Raw genomic sequence first — 16,856 nt, 5'->3', positions numbered from 1 at the left:
GCGAATCTGTGTGGTGTTGCAAGTGTCGCAATCATGTGCGCATTCTGGATTTGCATGCGATACTCGCCCGCACCGCACAATGTCTATCTGATATTCGTTGGCATTCCGTTGGTCGTCCTCTTGGCTTTGACCCTGTCGATTGTGGCTGCTGCGCGCGGTTCAAAATGGTGGCCCTTATCGATGGTTCTGCCTTTATCTGGCATCCTCGCAATTCTCTCTGCTGCAGGCTAGTCGCTCGCCTCCTATCCTGATGATTAGCACCCGCCTCATCTCCGACTGCATTCAGCCGGGTGCCCCATTCATGCGACGCATGAGAGGGCATTCGAGCATAGCTCGAACTGCTTCGTATCCCAGGTGCCCACATTTCAGAAGAGAGACGCAGGCACCCAATCAGATCACACTAGAACGGCCCCCGCGGCGTAGCCCTGACTACTCGCCCATTCCTCTTCTGCAACGGCCGAAAGTCATTCCCCAACACCTTGCGAAATGCGTCGAACTGCTCTTGCGACAACTCCGCCCACCGCTTCAGCACAAACCAGTTCACCGTCTCCGAGCACGGCGGAGTCGTCAGCGATCCCGGATAGTTGTAATAGCTCCTCGTATCCGTGAACGCATCCGCGACATTCAGGTTCTCCACTGTCACCGGCGCAGAGGTCGACTTCTCCGGCAGTCCGGCCGACAGAATCTGGCGTAAAAACCCGTTCGGCCTGCCAACCTTGTAGATCACCCCGATGACCGCAAGCTTGGTCAGGCTCGGGTCCGCAAATACTACGTGAAGCTCCATCACACCGTATTGGCCCTGCACCGTGTGTTCCGACAGCGCGTGAAAATGGAACTCCACCAGCGTGTAGGTCACACCTCTCAACTCGACCGTTGGCTTATTGTCCTGCTTCCCCACCAACGTGTATCCCGGATTCGATATGATCGTCGTTGTTTCGGTGGAAGTCACTCGCAGCGGATCCAGCCTCGGATCCACCACCACCCGATCAATATCGATCGGCGACTGTCGCACACTCGTCGGTGCACACGCCGGACTGATCTCTCCCCAAAACCCTGGCCCGTTATCTCCCGTATATGCAAAGTCACCAGCTGCAATCACCTGTCCTGCCGCCGGAACAATCTGGGCGGCCGCAAAGACAAATACACCTGCAACGAGCCAAAGATTTCGTCTCATCGGTGGAACCTCTCGATTGTGGATTTGGGAGCCCGCCGAAGAGTATCCGCCCAAGAATCTCTTCTGTCCAAACAAATACGGTCTGAGATGTGACGGCTCATCTGCCACTCCGCTGGTGACCGATACCGGTCGGGCTCTAACCCGCCCACAAATCGAGACTTCCCAACGCTCCTCAACGTCATCCATACTGAACCCCGACTTTCAGGAGACTCATACGTGCCGCCAAGCCGCCGTTCTTTTCTTACCTCTGCCTTTGCGACAGCCGCAGCCACCAATCTCCCCCGCCCCCTCCACGCCCAGTTCCTGAGCGCTCCCCGTCACGGTCTTCCCGGCACACTCAACGAGCGCTACGCCAAACTCGACGCCATTCTCGCGCAGCCTGTCTTCAAACGCGAGTTGTTCAAAGATCCCGTCATCATCGAAAGCATCGAGCTTCTCCGCAATAAGAAGGAGTATCTCTGCCGTGTGCGCTCCAAAGACGGCCATGAAGGCATCTCCGTCTCCAACTCGGCCCAGATGTCGGTTCTCTATCCCATCTTCGTCAAGCACATCGCACCGTTCTACATCGGCAAGGACGCGCGCGACCTCGAGTTCCTCATTCCCGAATCCACCGTCTACGCGAACAACTACAAGGCCCAGGGCCTCGCCATCTGGGTTCCCATCGCCACCCTTGAATTCGCTCTCCTCGACATGTTCGGCAAGATAGCTAACCGACCCATCGGCCTGCTCATCAGCGACAAGATCTACAACAGCAAAATTTCCGTCTACCAGGCCAACGGAGAGCGCGGCATCTCCGCCGAAGAGACCATCGAGCACCTCAAGCGCGAGGTCGCCATCTCCAATGCCAAAGCCATCAAGTTCAAGCTTGGCGGCCGTATGAGCCACAAAGAAACACCCGAAGGCCGGAGCGAAAAGCTTATCCCGCTCGTGCGCAAGACCTTCGGCGACCAGATGATCATCTCCGCCGACGCCAACGGCTCCTACACACCCGCCCAGGCCATCCCCATCGGCAAGCTCATGCAGGAGTACAAGTACGCCTTCTTCGAAGAGCCTGTCCCCTTCGACTGGTATGAGGAGACGAAGCAGGTCGCCGACGCCCTCGAGATCCCCATCGCCGGCGGCGAACAGGAACCCAGCACCCACAACTTCCGCTGGCTCATTGCCAACGGCGCCCTCTCCATCGTCCAGCAGGACATGTTCTACTTCGGCGGCATGGTGCGCTGCATGCAGGTCGCCCGCATGGCCAATGCCTTCGGCAAGCAGTGCATTCCACACATCTCAGCGACTGGACTGGGATACGTCTACATGATGCATTTCATCTCCGCCATTCCAAACTCCGGCCCGTATCACGAGTTCAAGGAGTTCAACAATGACCTCCCGTGGCACTGCTCCACCTCCACCCTGCGCAGCGACTCCAACGGAGTGATCCAGGTTCCCACTGGCCCCGGTTTCGGCGTCGATATCGATCCGGACTTCATCAGGAAAGCCACGGTCGTCTCAGCCTGAACCATCAATAATTTTCTTTTCCATAGACACTCGAGTGGAGTATAGTCCTCTCCCATAGACACTCGAGTGGAGAACGCATGGCAAAGAACAGACCATCGGACGCAGGAGAAATCCTTCAGGGAACCCTTGACCTCCTCATCCTGCGCACGCTGATCCTCGGTCCCGCGCACGGACACACCATCGCGCACTCCATCGAAAGCACATCGGAAAACGCCCTCGAAGTAGAACAGGGCTCGCTCTATCCTGCGCTTCACCGCCTGGAAGATCGCGGACTGGTTTCTTCCGAGTGGGGCGTCAGCGACAACAATCGCAGAGCGAAGTTCTATCGACTTACCGCAAAGGGCCATAAGGAACTGGCGGCAGCAACCAACCGCTGGCGACGCATGACACGAGCCATTGGCCTCATTCTCGGAGAATCGAACAGCTAGCAGGAGGAACGACCATGGGTTTCCAGCGCTACCTCGACCGCGAGAACAAGGATCGTGATCTAACCGAAGAAATCGAATCCCACCTGGCCCACGAAGCGGATACCAACCGCGCTCGCGGGCTTTCAGACGCTGAGGCGCAGCGGCAGGCTCGACTGAAACTCGGCAATCCGCTCTCTATCCGGCAACGTGTCTGGGCCTATCGCTCTCTGCCAATGCTGGAAAACATCTGGCGCGATCTGCGCTATGCATGGCGCTCGCTCCGGAAGACACCGGGCCTGACCGTCATCGCTCTTCTTGTCATAGCACTCGGAATCGGCGTAACCACGGCGGTCTTCTCGATTGTGAATACCGTCCTGCTGCAGCCGCTTCCCTATGCCGATCCGCAGTCGCTCATGCGGCTGGCTCTATTTACTCCACAGCACAGGGGCGATGTCGCCAGCATTCCTGAGTTCAATCTCTGGCGCCAGCAGACGTCCGTACTTCGAGAGGTGGCCGGCTACGACATGGGCGGCGCCGGCCTGAATCTCACAGGTGGGGACCACCCCATGCAGGTGCAGGGAGTCCACGTCACCCACGACTACTTTGCGCTCTTCGGCGCGCCCGTGGCTCTGGGACGCACCTTCACCACGGAAGAAGACAGCCCCCACGGCGGAAACGTGGTCGTGCTCAGCTATGGCCTGTGGAAACAGCGCTTTGGCGGTGACGCCAACATCGTAGGCAGGACCATTCAGATCGATAACACGCCGTATCTCATCGTTGGAGTCATCGGGCGGAACTTCGTTACCGACACTCCCGCAGATCTATGGATCCCGTATCAATTCGACCTGAACAGTAAGGAGATGGCGCACTACTTTCGGGTAACGGCGCGCCTGCAGCCCGGCGTCACCATCGAACAGGCAAACGCTCAGCTCAAGCTCGCATCCGACCAGTTCCGGCGGGAGATTCCCAACTCCATCGGCCCAAACAACCACTACGGAGTCGTTCCGCTGAAGGAAGCGATCATCGGCGATACCCGTACGCCTCTGCTCGTGCTGCTCAGCGCCGTCGGACTGGTCTTGTTGATCGCCTGTGCAAACGTAGCAAATCTCCTGCTGGCCAAAGCCTCGGGCCGCAAGCGCGAATTTGCCACGCGCGTAGCCCTGGGCGCGGACCGCTGGCATGTCGTCCGCCAGCTCCTGACGGAAAGTCTTCTGCTCTCGCTCTCCGGCGGCCTGCTCGGCCTGGCTCTCGGCTATATCGGCATCCGCCTGCTGCTCAGCGTGAACATTGGCGGGCTTCCGAGAGTTGGCGAAAACGGTGCTGCGGTTGCCATGGATGCGCGTGTCCTGTTCTTCACTCTCGGTGTGTCGGTGCTTACGGGAATCCTGTTCGGCCTTGTTCCCGCAATCAGCGCCTCGCGAACAGACCTCGTCACGCACCTGAACGAAAGCGGAAGCCGCACCGGCATCGGTTTTCGCAGTGCGAACTTCCGGTCGATTCTTGTCGTGACCGAGATCGCCCTGGCGCTCATTCTCGTCATCGGCTCCACCCTGCTGATTCGCACCTATCTCAACCTGCAGGCAGTGAACCCGGGATTTGACACTCACAATACGCTGACCATGGCGATGTCGATCAGCGGCGACCGCTTCCAGGCGAGCGCCCCGGTGACACAGATGATCCGTAGCGGGAGGGATCGCCTCAAGACGATCCCCGGCGTAACCGAAGCCGCAGTAGGAAACGGCCTGCCGCTCCAGGGAGCCTTCGGAATGCCATTCGATATCGTGGGACGCCCCAAAGGCAAATCCCCCTTCACCGGAGGAGCTGGATACTACTCCATCTCGCCGGACTATTTCGAAGCCTTCAAGATCCCACTCCTGCGCGGCCGTACCTTCACCGAGGACGACACTGCCTCCGCGCCCGGCGTCATCATCATCAACGAAGCGATGGCGAAGCAGTACTGGCCAAAGGGAGATCCCCTTCGGGACCGGTTACAGAAAGCGCCCGGCGACAAGGGGCCCTTCGCCGAGTCCTCTCGCCAGATCGTCGGCATCGTCGGCAACACGCGCGACAGCGGTCTCAACCGCGATCCCTACCCAACCATGTACATCCCTCTGGCGCAGATGCCCGACGCCGAGACTGCGCTCAATTCACGCGTCGCTCCGCTCTGGTGGGTCGTGCGCACCAAAGGCGCCCCGCATGCTTTGGTTGCACCCGTGACTTCGGCACTGCGAGAGGCTACCGGTGGCCTTCCCGTCGCCCATATCCGGACCATGGACGAAATTAATAGCCTCATGATCTCGCGGCAGCGGTTCAACATGCTGCTCCTGACGGTCTTCGGAGCTTCCGGATTATTGCTCGCCGCAGTCGGCATCTACGGCCTGATGGCCTTCTCCGTGGAGCAGCGCACACAGGAGCTCGGAATCCGCATGGCAATGGGAGCGCAGACCGCGCACCTTCGCAACATGGTCCTTCGCCAGGGAATGATTCTCACCATCTTTGGCGTACTGATCGGGATAAGCGCAGCCTTTTGGCTAAGCCGCTTCCTCGCCAGCTTCCTCTTCGGAGTCAAGGTATGGGATCCTCTCGCATTTATCCTGACTCCCCTGCTGCTCGGCGCCGTAGCTCTCGCGGCCACGTGGATTCCAGCCGTACGCGCCACCAAAGTAGACCCCATGACTGCTCTGCGCTTCGAATAGTGCTCAAGAACCCAGGTGCGCGATCTTGCTCCAAATCAGAATCTATAGCTGGGCTCCATACAACAAATACGCCGGACAGTTTCCCGTCCGGCGTGAGTTTCAAATCCACAGCTAGGAGGAAATCCTAGAAGACGATCTTTCCTGCAATCTGAAGGATTCGGGCGCTCGTGCCTGTCTGCACATCCGAGATGAAACCAAAGGAAGGTCCACCTAATCTGGTGTTAGGATTCGCTGGATTGGGATGGTTGAAGAGGTTGAAGGTCTCTCCACGAAGTTGGAAGGCCAGACTCTCATGGATGGGGAAGTTTTTGAACAGGGAGAAGTTGACGTTCTCCCTTCCCGGGCCGTGCAATGCATTCCGTTTGAGGTTTCCGAAAGTTCCCGGCGTGGGAACTGAGTATGCAGTTGCATCCAGACAGCTGTTCTTGGTCGACCCTCCGGGACCGGTAACTGTATCTCGGCTGCAGGTCATCTTTCCGTCGTGAACGAAGTTAGGACGCTGTGAGCCACCGACGCCGCCAACGTTTGCCTGATCGGAGTTGATGGTAATGTTCATCGGAATTCCCCCGCGGAGATCGACGATGGCATTTGCCTGCCATCCGCCCAGGAACTCGCGAACATAGAAGCTCTTCCCGGCAAAGTCCGGCAAGGCATACGTGACCGTGCCAACAAACCGGTTCCGGATGTCGCCGTTGGAGTCACCGTAGTCGAGCTTCACATGTCCCTGCCACATAGCAGAACCGCCATCATTGGAACTGTCTGACGTATCCAGCGCATGTGCCCATGTATAGCTGAGGTTCGCGCTGATCCCGTGGCTGAGACGTTGACGCAAAACCGCCGTCAGGCCGTTGTAGGTTGCAAAGCCATCGTTGAAGATGTCCCGGATCTGTCCGATTTTTGGATTCGGTCGCCGCGACTGCGAAAACGGAATGGCTGAAGGCTGAGGCTGATTTGGATAGTAGCTCTCATCCAGGTGAACTGTCTTCGATCCCAGGTATTGCAGTTCGAAACCTGCATTGGGCCAGATCTCCTGTCCCACATCGACATTCCACTGATACATACGAGCGGTCGGCAGTCCGTGGTCAACCGTAAAGTTGGCGTAAGGTGCTGTCGGAGGACCGGGCCAGGCTGCCGGTGCTGGAACGTTGGGATTCTCCAGAGTGAAACCGGGAGTCGCGCCAAACCCCGCAGACGGAGTAACAACGGCTGAATAAGGATAGTTGGTGGAGGATAGCGTATAGGAATTGAGCTGGTTAGCGTTGTAATAGATGCCGCCGCCACCACGAATAACAGTCTTGTCTGTCGCGCGATACGAGAATCCTACGCGTGGGCTGATGTTGTCGTGATTCGGTCCGCTGAACTCAAAGCCCTTGTACTTAGTGGCATCGAGAGCATTGGTTCCTCCGATTGCGGGATATAGGGTCGTCAGGCCGGGATCCATAATCCGGCCTACGCCATTCAGGCTGTATGCCACCTGGGGCAGTTCATAACGAAGACCATACTGCAGTGTGAACTTCTGCGTGACCTGCCACGTGTCCTGAACGAAGAAGCCGTCGCGCCATTGGCCGATCGATCCCTTGACCTGGAAAAAGGGCGAGATATAGCTGGTCGGCGATCCCGCGATGAACGCTGCGGCGGCATCGCCCGCTCCGCGGCTAGCTCCATTGAGAGTTCCATCAAAGGTGAACTGCCCGCGCGCCGTGTTGGCCGCCGAGCGTCCAATCGTCATCTTTCGGAAACTGACACCGGCCATCAGACTGTGCTTGCCCATGGTGTAGCTGATCTGGTCATAGATCGTAAGTTGGCGGTCGTCCTGATACCAGTTCGTTCCGGTTTGCGCAATACCCTGGTATGTGCTCGCTCCGCCGATGCTCATATCGACCAGTCCGGCGTTTCCACTATCGACGTCCGCCGTAAATCCAGGGATGCCAAGCTGCGAGCCAGCGGTCGTATCATTGTTCTGGGCCTGTTGATTCAGGATCTGCGTACCCAGCACATTGAATCCCAACCGGAGATCGTTAACCAGTTTCGGCGTGATGATGTGCGTGTATCCGATAGCTCCATTGCGTGTCTTCGTAGTCGTATAGGCGGTATTCGTCAGGTTGACCGCCTGGCTGTAATTGTTGACAGACTGCCAGGCAAAGCGCCCAAACAGTCGGACCTTGTCGCCGATGTTATGGTCAACACGATCAATGGTTGAGTTCTCATTCAGCGAAGTCGGCAGGTTCCCCGTCCAGTTGTTGGCCGTTCCCGGACCATTCGGTGCCGTGAGATAAGGAAGGATCTTCGCCGCAATAGGACTGACCGGGATGATATTCCCTGCATACTGAGCCGCTGGACATGCATAGTTCGGCGCAGAGCACGCAGTGAAGCGCGTTTGAGGATTGTAGAACGTCTTATTGGTCAATTCGCTAAAGTCACCCTGGCGCATCTTGTTGGTGAGCACCGTGGCCGTGGTGAAGGTAGCGCCGCTATTGCGAAGCCCCTCATACGATCCCATAAAGAACGTCCTGTCGCGACCGTTGTAAAGGTGAGGGATAATCACCGGTCCACTGAGAACGCCTCCGAAGAGGTTGTACCGCAGAGGACTCTTTCTATCCGTGCGCTTGGCAAGCCAGCTCTTCGCATTGAAAGCATCGTTCTGGATGTAGTCGTATGCTGTGCCGTGAAAAGCATTGCCGCCTGTCTTCGTCACCAGGTTGATGTGAACGCCGAGGTAATCGCCGTACTGGGCAGTGTAGTTACCGTTCTGCGTCTGTACGGAGTCAATTGCATCCGGGTTCGGCGACAAGGTGGCAGTCGTGATCAGGTTGTTCATGATCGAGATGCCGTCCAGCGAAATACTGTTGTTGATATTGCGGGTTCCGGAACCACTCGCTCTGTTGCCCGGAGGATTTCCCGTGAGTGCATCGCCGCTGATAACGATGTTGGAAGCCGTAGCTGCCAGATCGATCGCATGCCTGCCATTCAAGGGAAGATCATGAACCTTCTGGGCCTCGACGGTCTCTCCCAGCAGGGCATCGTCCGTAGAGAGCGGCGGCGTCGTCGCGGAGATGCTGACTTCGGTCGACTCAGACCCCACCTGCAGTGTTACGTCGGTTCGTACAGAAAGGTTGATCGCAACGATGACGCCGGAGGCCGTCACTGTTGTGAATCCGTTCATCGAAACAGTGATGTTGTAGGTTCCCGGATTGATAAAGGGAATGGAGTAATACCCCTCACCATTGGTAGTCCCGGTGTATTGCACCTTGGTGTCGCGATTGATGCCGACGACCTTCGCTCCCACTACTACACTTCCTGAAGGGTCGGTGACGGTCCCCACAAGCGCTGTGTTATTGGAAAGCTGCGCTTGCATCGATAGGGGGAAAAGTAAGATTGACAGACCAAAGAATAGTACCTTCTTCACAGTAGCCTCCTGAAAAACATAGGTGCTGCAACTGCAGAAAACAGATTCTGTCCTGTAAATAGCTTTTGGCTAATCTACGCCCGAATGTCTGATTGGTTAAGCGAATGTTTCACGGGGATAAATAGGACGCATCGGTCATCTGGCACGAAAATATGTAGGCCAAATGGCCTATCAATCCAGCTTGTTTCAATCCATGCTTGAGCCCGGCAGCCGAGACTTTCCAGCTAAGCCTGTCTCCCTGAGGAGGTTCCGTCTCCTGCAAGGAACTCCAGAAACTCCATCCATGCGGGTGCTCCACGTCTCGCACCTGAGATGTGGGAACTACGCAAATCTCTTGCCCCCGTACAACACCCGGCGTATGATCCGCGCCATGAATCTCTCGTGCTACATCTGCGATGGTCCCGGGCCCACAATGGAGTTCCTCCTCGGCCGCGTCTCACCGCTGAACGCATGCTGGGGTTTGTGTAAAGTCTGTGGCATCGCCGTTTGCACAGGCCATGGCTTTCGTAGCGAAACTCCCGACGAGTATCAGTGCGCCCTCTGCGTCGGTCCCGGCATCAAGCGCCGCGGCGGAGGAGGCAACGGCCCACAGCAACCCGTCACGCCTGGTCCCAGCAAAGATGAATTTCTCCGCGCCTACAGCGAGCTCCGCATCGAAATCCTCGATGCGATCCGCAGCCGCCTCGACGAATACTTCAGCAATACCTTCGAACCTTTCCAGATGGACCGCCGTGCGCGCGAGATTGCCGCAGCCGCCTTTGAAGAAGCATCCGGAGTGGCCGAGTTCCGCATTCGGCTCAAGAACGCCATACTCGAAATCAGCGGAGCATAGCCGATGCCCATCACGCTCTTCCCCGGACGGCCATGCAGCATCTCATTTCGTCCCACCGTGGCCGAAGGCAACGCAGTCCTGACCGGAAAAAACACCATTGAAGCAGAGGCGGGTTCAAAGATCGCGGTCCAGGTCGGCGGCAAGACCCTGTACCTGACCGTCGTCGAAACCATGAACATTAGTGACCTTGCCAACCGCGACAACGTCATTCTCCACGGTCCGCCGCAATCCACGATCGGAAGGTTCCGGCGCATCTCTGAGAACCGGTATCGTCTCTACCGGGCCATGGGAACCAAAAAGGCGCGTATCTCTCTGGTCGCCATTCTGCTCTCCATCGGCATCGCCGCCGCAACCTCCATCAATGCCGCCCAGCACGGAGCCTCATCCGCCCAGGCATGCTCCGGACTTAAATGCGTAACTACTCCCACGTGGATTCTGATGAGCTTCTCCGCGGCCGCCGCTCTCTTTGGATGGGCCAAGGATAATGTCCTCTGACTCGCGGAGTGATTCATCTCCCATAGCCGCCCGGCCTCTCTGTACGGCGGTAAAATGTGCGCATGGCAACCGCTGACCTCACCTCCGCTGCCCCTGAGCGCACAGCCCTGATGCCCTTCGTTAATGAGCCGTTCATCGACTTCACCGCAGCTGAAAACAAACGGGCCATGGAAGCCGCACTGGCCAATGTGGAATCAATGCTCGGGCGCGAGTACGACATGGTCATCGGCGGAAGACGCCTCAAGACCGGCGACAAGATCATCTCGACCAATCCCGCGCGGCCTGCGCAGGTTGTCGGAATCCATCAATGCGCCGAGGCCGGCCTGGCTGAAGAGGCGGTAGCCGCCGCACTCGCTGCCTTCCCCGCCTGGAGTCGTACGTCCGCTGCTGAGCGCGCGGCCCTGCTCTTCCGTGCCGCGGATCTCATCCGGCAGCGCAAGTTCGAGTTCTGCGCCTGGCTCATCTTCGAAGTCGGTAAAAACTGGACAGAAGCAGACGCCGACGTGGGCGAAACCATCGACTTCCTGGAGTTCTACGGCCGCGAAGCCCTCCGTCTCGACGCTACGGTGCCGCCAATTCAGTTTCCCGGGGAACGCAACCAGCTCCGCTACATTCCACTCGGCGTCGGAGCCGTCATTCCACCCTGGAACTTCCCCTTCGCCATCATGGCAGGAATGACCGCCGCCGCCATCGTCTGCGGCAACACCGTCATCCTCAAGCCCTCGGTCGACGCACCGACCATCGCAGCGCGCTTCCTCAGCATTCTTGAAGAGGCCGGCCTGCCCGACGGCGTCGTCAATCTCTGTCCGGGCGAAGGCCCGGACTTCGGGTCCGCCATCGTCGCCCATCCGCAGACGCGCTTTATCGCCTTTACCGGTTCCAAGGCAGTCGGTCTTGAAATTCACGAGAGCGCGGCCCGCACGCGCCCGGGCCAGAAGTTCATCAAGCGCACCATCCTGGAGATGGGAGGAAAAGACGCCATCATCGTCGAGGCCGATGCCAACCTGGACGCGGCGATCGAAGGAGTCGTCGCCAGCGCCTTTGGCTTCAACGGACAAAAATGCTCAGCCTGTTCCCGCGCTATCATCAACGCCGGCATCTACGACATCTTCTGCGATCGCCTGCGGGAGCGGATCAGGCAGATCGAGACTGGCGACCCGACGAAGAATATCTACACCGGTCCGGTCATCAGCGAGAAGGCATTTAAGAAGGTCCTCGACTACATCGAGATCGGCAAGACGGAGGCTCGCCTGCTCTCCGGAGGCGAAACCATCAAAACGCCGGACGGTGGTTACTATATACAGCCGACCGTCTTCGTCGATGTCAGCCCGACGGCCCGCATCGCCCAGGAGGAGATCTTCGGTCCCGTACTGGCAGTGATCAAATCCGAAAGCTTCGAGCAATCGCTGGCAATCGCCAACAACACGGAATACGGTCTGACAGGCTCCGTCTTCTCCTCATCACGAGAGAAGCTGGATCGCGCCCGGGAGGAGTTCCACGTCGGCAACCTGTACTTTAACCGGAAGTCGACGGGGGCAATGGTCGGGGCACATCCGTTTGGGGGCTTTAATATGAGCGGAACAGACTCAAAGGCGGGTGGTCCGGACTATCTCCTGCTCTTCACCCAGGCCAAGAGCATCGGCGAGAAGATCGGCTACGCCAGCGAAACGGCGGAGTAATGGTAGCTGAGGCAGCAAAACCGCAGATCCTTCGACTCGCTACGCTCGCTCAGGATGACACTTGGCAGGTAGGGGGCCTTTCAGCCCGTCAAGGATGCCCCCCCCGGTAGGTGAGATGCCCGCTCAGTCGGATCTTTAAGTCTGGAGGGTTTAGGCGCTTCGCATCTCGATCAGGTTTCCGGCCTTTGCGGCTGCCTCGGCGAGCACGCGATGGTGGATGGTGAAGAGGGCCAGCTCCAGGCGATCGGAGACTCCGGTCTTGTCGTAGATTCCCCGGAGATAGTTCTTGATGACTTGCTCCTTGGTTCCGAGTTGAAGGGCGATCTCCTTGTTTTTGCAGCCCTGTACGATCAGCGCGACAATCTGCATCTCCTTTGGTGTCAAGCGGTCGCGAACGCGCGTTCCTACGCTGTCGGTGGAGTGGATGGCAGTCACATTGGCACGCTGTATAAAACGTTGTCCGCGGGCGACCCGTCGCACCCCTTCGATCAGATCGCCGGCGCCGATATTCCGGCAGACGATGCCATCGACGGCAGGGGCGACGTCGTCGGCTACCTGTTCGTGATTTTCGACGATCAAAATGATCCGGCTTCCTGCAGTACGAGCCTTTTCCAGGAGAAGCTGGGGGTCCGGGCGAAGACTGGAGGCCACCAGGGCAACCGCTCCTCGCAAGCTCTCAAGCGCACTCCACAGCTTCGGAAGGTCTTCACACTGGGCGACGATGCGCATATCTTCTTCTAATGCCAGCGTTCGCGCTGCGCCGGCACGAAAGATGACCTGGTTATCTGCGAGAATGATCCGATTCATCGAGCTCTCCTGCACCGGGATCTGGTGCCCCGTGCTCTTCTCATCGGCATGTTCCCGTCTGGCTGGATGCTGTGTCTTCAATTCGGACAAACCTCTCTGCATTCGTAAAAGCCCATACTGCTATCCTCTCAAATTCCTGAGCTTTCGTGGTTTTCTGAATCGCATCCCCTTGGAAATCCATCAAATTGCACGTGGGGTGTGCAAAGGCACGAACTCGCGAAGTATAACAAGGGTATGCCGAAGCCAATTTTGCTAGCCATCGACGACGATACCAGCGTGCTTGAGGCGGTGGTGCAGGACCTGCGCCGCCACTATGGGCAGGACTATCGCATCGTCCGTGCAGCCTCGGGTGGGGCAGCACTCGATATCTGCCGTCAGTTGAAGGAGCGCAACGACACCGTTGCCCTGTTCCTGTCGGACCAGCGGATGCCTGGAATGACCGGCGTGGATTTTCTCCAGCAGGCCCTGTACATCTATCCTGACGCCAAGCGCGTGCTTCTGACCGCATACGCCGATACAGAAGCAGCCATCCGGGCCATCAACTCCGCGAAGATTCACTATTACCTGAACAAGCCCTGGGACCCTCCTGAGGAAAAGCTTTATCCCGTACTGGACGACCTGCTGGAAGCATGGAAACAGGGTTACAAGCCTCCTTTTGAAGGAATCCGGGTGGTTGGCATGCGCTGGTCGGCCAAAGATCATGCCGTGCGGGACTTCCTCTCCCGTAACCGTATCCCATACCAGTGGCTGAATCCGGAACAGACCCTGGATGCCCAGACCCTTCTTAAAGAGAAGGGACTGGATGACAGCAAGCTCCCCGTGGTTCTCTTCGGAGACGGCACGGCGCTGGTTCAGCCCTCCTCGACCGATCTGGCCTCCAAGGTCGGCATCCCCACCCAGGCGCAACAGAAGTTCTACGACATCGTGGTGGTCGGAGCAGGCCCGGCCGGACTGGCTGCCGGCGTGTACGGAGCCTCGGAGGGGCTTCGCACCCTTATCGTCGAGCCCAACGCTCCCGGTGGACAGGCGGGCTCCAGCTCAAAGATCGAAAACTATCTCGGCTTCCCTTCCGGCCTGAGCGGAGAAGAACTCGCGAAGCGGGCGTTCCTGCAGGCGACGCGTCTCGGCGCCGAATTTCTGCTGCAGAGGGTGACCTGCATCCGCTCGGAGAACAACTATCAGATCGTTGTCATGAACGACGGCCAGGAGGTCACCTGCCACGTCTGCCTGATTGCGACCGGGGTTGACTACTGCATACTGGATATTCCCGGCGTCGATCAGTACGCGGGCGCAGGCGTGTACTACGGCGCAGCGTTGAGCGAGGCCATGGGCTGCGCCAACGAGACCGTCTACGTGGTTGGAGGGGCGAACTCCGCCGGGCAGGCGGCGATGCACTTCTCCCGCTACGCCGATAAGGTCCACATGCTGATTCGGGGTGAGTCTCTGACGAAGAGCATGTCGCGGTACCTGATCGACCAGATTGAGGCGACTCCCAATATCGTGGTGGAGACCCGGACCGAAGTGGCCTCAGTGTCGGGAAATGACCACCTGGAACAGTTGACCTTGAAGACACCACGGGGAGAGGAGAGCCGCAAGGCCAGCTCTCTGTTCATCTTCATCGGCGCGGCCCCGAAGACCGACTGGCTGCCCCATGGGATAGCCTGCGATCCAAAAGGATTTGTTCTTGCGGGACCGGATCTGAAGTCAAAATCTCCTGGAAGCTGGAAGCTCGATCGCGACCCTTATCTGCTGGAAACCAGCATCCCTGGAATCTTTGTCGCCGGCGACGTTCGCTACAACTCCATTAAACGATGCGCCTCCGCGGTAGGAGAAGGCTCCATCGCGATCCAGTTCGTCCACCAATACCTTGCCACACTTTGAAAGGTCTGACCCGAAGCCATCATGAGCCAACAAACCAGCGTCGTCCAACAGCCCTCCAACGCACCCCTCAGCAATGCTCTGTTTGCTCAGTTGAGGGCGACGCCGATCTTCTCTTCGCTTAAGGATGAAGAACTGCGCTGCCTGAAGGGGCTGGAAGAGATACGACTGCAAACGGGGGAGGTGCTGGTGCGGCAGGGCGAAGCCGCTCACGACTTCTGGGTCCTGCTGGAGGGCAGCGTCGTGCTGTCACAGACCACGGCGGATGGACGCGAGATGGAGATCACCTCCATTCCCAGCGGAAATGCCTTCGGCGAGCTTCCTTTGCTGGCCAACATTCCTAATGCGGTCAATCTCAAGGCAGAGGTTCCCTGCCACCTGGTGCAGATCAATGAAGAGGGCTTCTGGAGTCTGATGACCACCTGCCCGGACGTCCGCAAGGCGATCCTGGGGAACATGGCTAAACGCTTTCAGAAGATGCAGAGCGCAACGATTCAGCAGGAGAAGATGGCCTCGCTGGGGACGCTGGCAGCAGGCCTGATGCACGAGCTGAACAATCCAGGCACGGCAGCCAGACGGGCGGCATCGCAGCTGCGATCGAACCTGATGCGAATGCATGAGCTTTCCGCAAAGTTCAGCAAAACCGACCTGAGCCACGAGCAGAAGCAATGCCTGTTCGATCTGCAGGAGCATACCCTGCAGGCGAAGCAACCGATCGTGATGAACTCGCTTGAGCAGAGCGACGCCGAAGAGGCCCTGGCAGAGTGGATGGAGAGGGCCAACATTGAGAACGCCTGGAAGATGGCCCCCACGCTGGTCTCGATTGGAATCAAGGCACAGGACCTGGAGTGTGCGCGATCAGAGTTTCCCGGCTCAACTCTGTCAGACGCTTTGAACTGGCTGGAGGCGATGGCCTCCAGCATGCAACTGGTAGGAACGATCGAGGAGAGCATCGGCAGGGTTTCTGACCTGGTGATGGCAGTCAAATCGTATGCCTACGAAGGGAAGGGCCTGAAGCAGGCCGTGGATGTGAACAGCAGCATTCACGCTACGCTGGTCATCCTGAGCCACAAGATGCGCGAGAAGGAGATCACGGTCGAGAAGGACTTCGCTCCCGACCTGCCTCCTCTGCAGAGCGAGTGCACCGGCCTGAACCAGATATGGACCAACCTGCTGGATAACTCCATCGACGCTGTCGGCTCGCGGGGCAGGATTACCGTCAAGACCTGGGCTGAGACGTCTAAATCGGACGAGCATACAACAGACATCTGCATTCGCATCGCCGATGACGGCGGCGGAATTCCGCTCGAGAGTCAGGCGCATATCTTCGATACCTTCTATACAACCAAGCCGGTCGGGGTGGGAACGGGCCTGGGACTCGGCATTGTGCATCGCATCGTCGACCAGTACGGTGGCGTGATACGGTTCTCCTCGGTTCCGGGAAATACCGAGTTCATCGTCCGGCTACCGGCTCATACCGAGCAGCCCTGAGATAGCTCCAGGAACTGAAGACGTATGATGGACGGAAGGAGACTTCCGGGTGCCACTCACTCCCTTCCACATTGCTTTCCCTGTTGATGATCTAGAGGCGGCGCGGGCTTTTTATGGAGTCCTGCTGGGCTGTCCGGAGGGGCGAAGCTCTGCACAGTGGATTGACTTCAATCTTTTTGGCCACCAGATCGTCGCTCATCTCAAACCCTCTCTCAAACAGAACCGGCAGCATCATAATCCTGTAGATGGTCACGACGTTCCTGTGCCTCACTTTGGGGTGGTACTTCCCATGGAGGACTGGCAGGCCCTGGCGGATCGTCTGCGCGCTGCCGGTGTTGGTTTCGTCATTGAGCCTTATATCCGCTTCAAGGGAGAGGTGGGTGAACAGGCGACCATGTTCTTTCTCGACCCGGCGGGCAATGCTCTTGAGTTTAAGGCGTTTGCCGATATGAACCAGCTCTTTGCAAGGTAACCATTGCTCTAGA

General features: G+C 58.1%; 12 protein-coding genes. 9 read left to right on the top strand and 3 right to left on the bottom strand.

The window, feature by feature from the left end:
* Positions 1 to 400: 400 nt before the first annotated feature.
* Entirely contained in the window at positions 401 to 1,174 is a 774-nt protein-coding gene (locus tag GWR55_RS02875; protein ID WP_162400916.1) for a carbonic anhydrase family protein, read from the bottom strand.
* A gap of 216 nt (positions 1,175 to 1,390) precedes the next feature.
* Between GWR55_RS02875 and GWR55_RS02870 the strand changes: the two genes are divergently transcribed.
* The 3 genes from GWR55_RS02870 (at position 1,391) to GWR55_RS02860 (ending at position 5,783) form a co-directional block, all read left to right on the top strand.
* Positions 1,391 to 2,680, top strand: a complete 1,290-nt coding sequence (locus GWR55_RS02870; RefSeq protein ID WP_162400915.1) for a mandelate racemase/muconate lactonizing enzyme family protein — start codon at positions 1,391 to 1,393, stop codon at positions 2,678 to 2,680.
* A 77-nt stretch (positions 2,681 to 2,757) separates the two neighbouring features.
* The gene (locus GWR55_RS02865; RefSeq protein ID WP_162400914.1) at positions 2,758 to 3,108 is read left to right on the top strand and encodes a PadR family transcriptional regulator; all 351 of its coding nucleotides are present in this window, start codon (positions 2,758 to 2,760) and stop codon (positions 3,106 to 3,108) included.
* Between the two features lie 14 nt (positions 3,109 to 3,122).
* Positions 3,123 to 5,783: an ABC transporter permease gene (locus tag GWR55_RS02860; RefSeq protein WP_162400913.1), complete on the top strand. Its 2,661-nt coding sequence runs from the start codon at positions 3,123 to 3,125 to the stop codon at positions 5,781 to 5,783.
* A gap of 124 nt (positions 5,784 to 5,907) precedes the next feature.
* On the opposite strand, the gene GWR55_RS02855 is transcribed toward GWR55_RS02860, so the two are convergent.
* The gene (locus GWR55_RS02855) at positions 5,908 to 9,138 is read right to left on the bottom strand and encodes a TonB-dependent receptor (RefSeq protein WP_238398600.1); all 3,231 of its coding nucleotides are present in this window, start codon (positions 9,136 to 9,138) and stop codon (positions 5,908 to 5,910) included.
* Positions 9,139 to 9,559: 421 nt separating this feature from the next.
* On the opposite strand from GWR55_RS02855, the gene GWR55_RS02850 reads away from it, so the two are divergent.
* The 3 genes from GWR55_RS02850 to pruA all read left to right on the top strand — a co-directional run bounded on the left by GWR55_RS02850 (position 9,560) and on the right by pruA (position 12,195).
* Complete coding sequence (locus GWR55_RS02850) at positions 9,560 to 10,021, top strand: hypothetical protein (protein ID WP_162400911.1); 462 nt, start codon at positions 9,560 to 9,562, stop codon at positions 10,019 to 10,021.
* Between the two features lie 3 nt (positions 10,022 to 10,024).
* Positions 10,025 to 10,516: a hypothetical protein gene (locus tag GWR55_RS02845; protein ID WP_162400910.1), complete on the top strand. Its 492-nt coding sequence runs from the start codon at positions 10,025 to 10,027 to the stop codon at positions 10,514 to 10,516.
* A gap of 62 nt (positions 10,517 to 10,578) precedes the next feature.
* The gene (pruA, locus tag GWR55_RS02840) at positions 10,579 to 12,195 is read left to right on the top strand and encodes an L-glutamate gamma-semialdehyde dehydrogenase (protein ID WP_162400909.1); all 1,617 of its coding nucleotides are present in this window, start codon (positions 10,579 to 10,581) and stop codon (positions 12,193 to 12,195) included.
* 150 nt (positions 12,196 to 12,345) lie between these two features.
* On the opposite strand, the gene GWR55_RS02835 is transcribed toward pruA, so the two are convergent.
* Positions 12,346 to 13,002, bottom strand: a complete 657-nt coding sequence (locus GWR55_RS02835) for a response regulator transcription factor (RefSeq protein WP_162400908.1) — start codon at positions 13,000 to 13,002, stop codon at positions 12,346 to 12,348.
* 234 nt (positions 13,003 to 13,236) lie between these two features.
* Here GWR55_RS02835 and GWR55_RS02830 point away from each other — a divergent pair, with 234 nt between their 5' ends.
* From GWR55_RS02830 to GWR55_RS02820, 3 genes are read left to right on the top strand one after another with little or no spacing between them, the layout of a single operon-like run.
* Positions 13,237 to 14,883: a response regulator gene (locus GWR55_RS02830; protein ID WP_162400907.1), complete on the top strand. Its 1,647-nt coding sequence runs from the start codon at positions 13,237 to 13,239 to the stop codon at positions 14,881 to 14,883.
* Positions 14,884 to 14,904: 21 nt separating this feature from the next.
* Positions 14,905 to 16,371, top strand: coding sequence for an ATP-binding protein (locus tag GWR55_RS02825; RefSeq protein WP_162400906.1), 1,467 nt, complete (start codon positions 14,905 to 14,907; stop codon positions 16,369 to 16,371).
* A gap of 49 nt (positions 16,372 to 16,420) precedes the next feature.
* Positions 16,421 to 16,843: a VOC family protein gene (locus tag GWR55_RS02820; protein ID WP_162400905.1), complete on the top strand. Its 423-nt coding sequence runs from the start codon at positions 16,421 to 16,423 to the stop codon at positions 16,841 to 16,843.
* Positions 16,844 to 16,856 lie beyond the last annotated feature (13 nt).

Source organism: Edaphobacter sp. 12200R-103 (assembly GCF_010093025.1).
Taxonomy (GTDB): domain Bacteria; phylum Acidobacteriota; class Terriglobia; order Terriglobales; family Acidobacteriaceae; genus Edaphobacter.
This window is presented reverse-complemented; position numbering and strand designations above follow the sequence as displayed.

What these genes read in the sequence shown, in the direction of transcription:
- GWR55_RS02850 (WP_162400911.1), top strand. Translation starts at nt 9,560, where the DNA reads ATGAATCTCTCGTGCTACATCTGCGATGGTCCCGGGCCCACAATGGAG.
- GWR55_RS02855 (WP_238398600.1), bottom strand. Translation starts at nt 9,138, where the DNA reads ATGCAAGCGCAGCTTTCCAATAACACAGCGCTTGTGGGGACCGTCACC.
- GWR55_RS02865 (WP_162400914.1), top strand. Translation starts at nt 2,758, where the DNA reads ATGGCAAAGAACAGACCATCGGACGCAGGAGAAATCCTTCAGGGAACC.
- GWR55_RS02825 (WP_162400906.1), top strand. Translation starts at nt 14,905, where the DNA reads ATGAGCCAACAAACCAGCGTCGTCCAACAGCCCTCCAACGCACCCCTC.
- GWR55_RS02830 (WP_162400907.1), top strand. Translation starts at nt 13,237, where the DNA reads ATGCCGAAGCCAATTTTGCTAGCCATCGACGACGATACCAGCGTGCTT.
- GWR55_RS02835 (WP_162400908.1), bottom strand. Translation starts at nt 13,002, where the DNA reads ATGAATCGGATCATTCTCGCAGATAACCAGGTCATCTTTCGTGCCGGC.
- GWR55_RS02845 (WP_162400910.1), top strand. Translation starts at nt 10,025, where the DNA reads ATGCCCATCACGCTCTTCCCCGGACGGCCATGCAGCATCTCATTTCGT.
- pruA (WP_162400909.1), top strand. Translation starts at nt 10,579, where the DNA reads ATGGCAACCGCTGACCTCACCTCCGCTGCCCCTGAGCGCACAGCCCTG.
- GWR55_RS02875 (WP_162400916.1), bottom strand. Translation starts at nt 1,174, where the DNA reads ATGAGACGAAATCTTTGGCTCGTTGCAGGTGTATTTGTCTTTGCGGCC.
- GWR55_RS02860 (WP_162400913.1), top strand. Translation starts at nt 3,123, where the DNA reads ATGGGTTTCCAGCGCTACCTCGACCGCGAGAACAAGGATCGTGATCTA.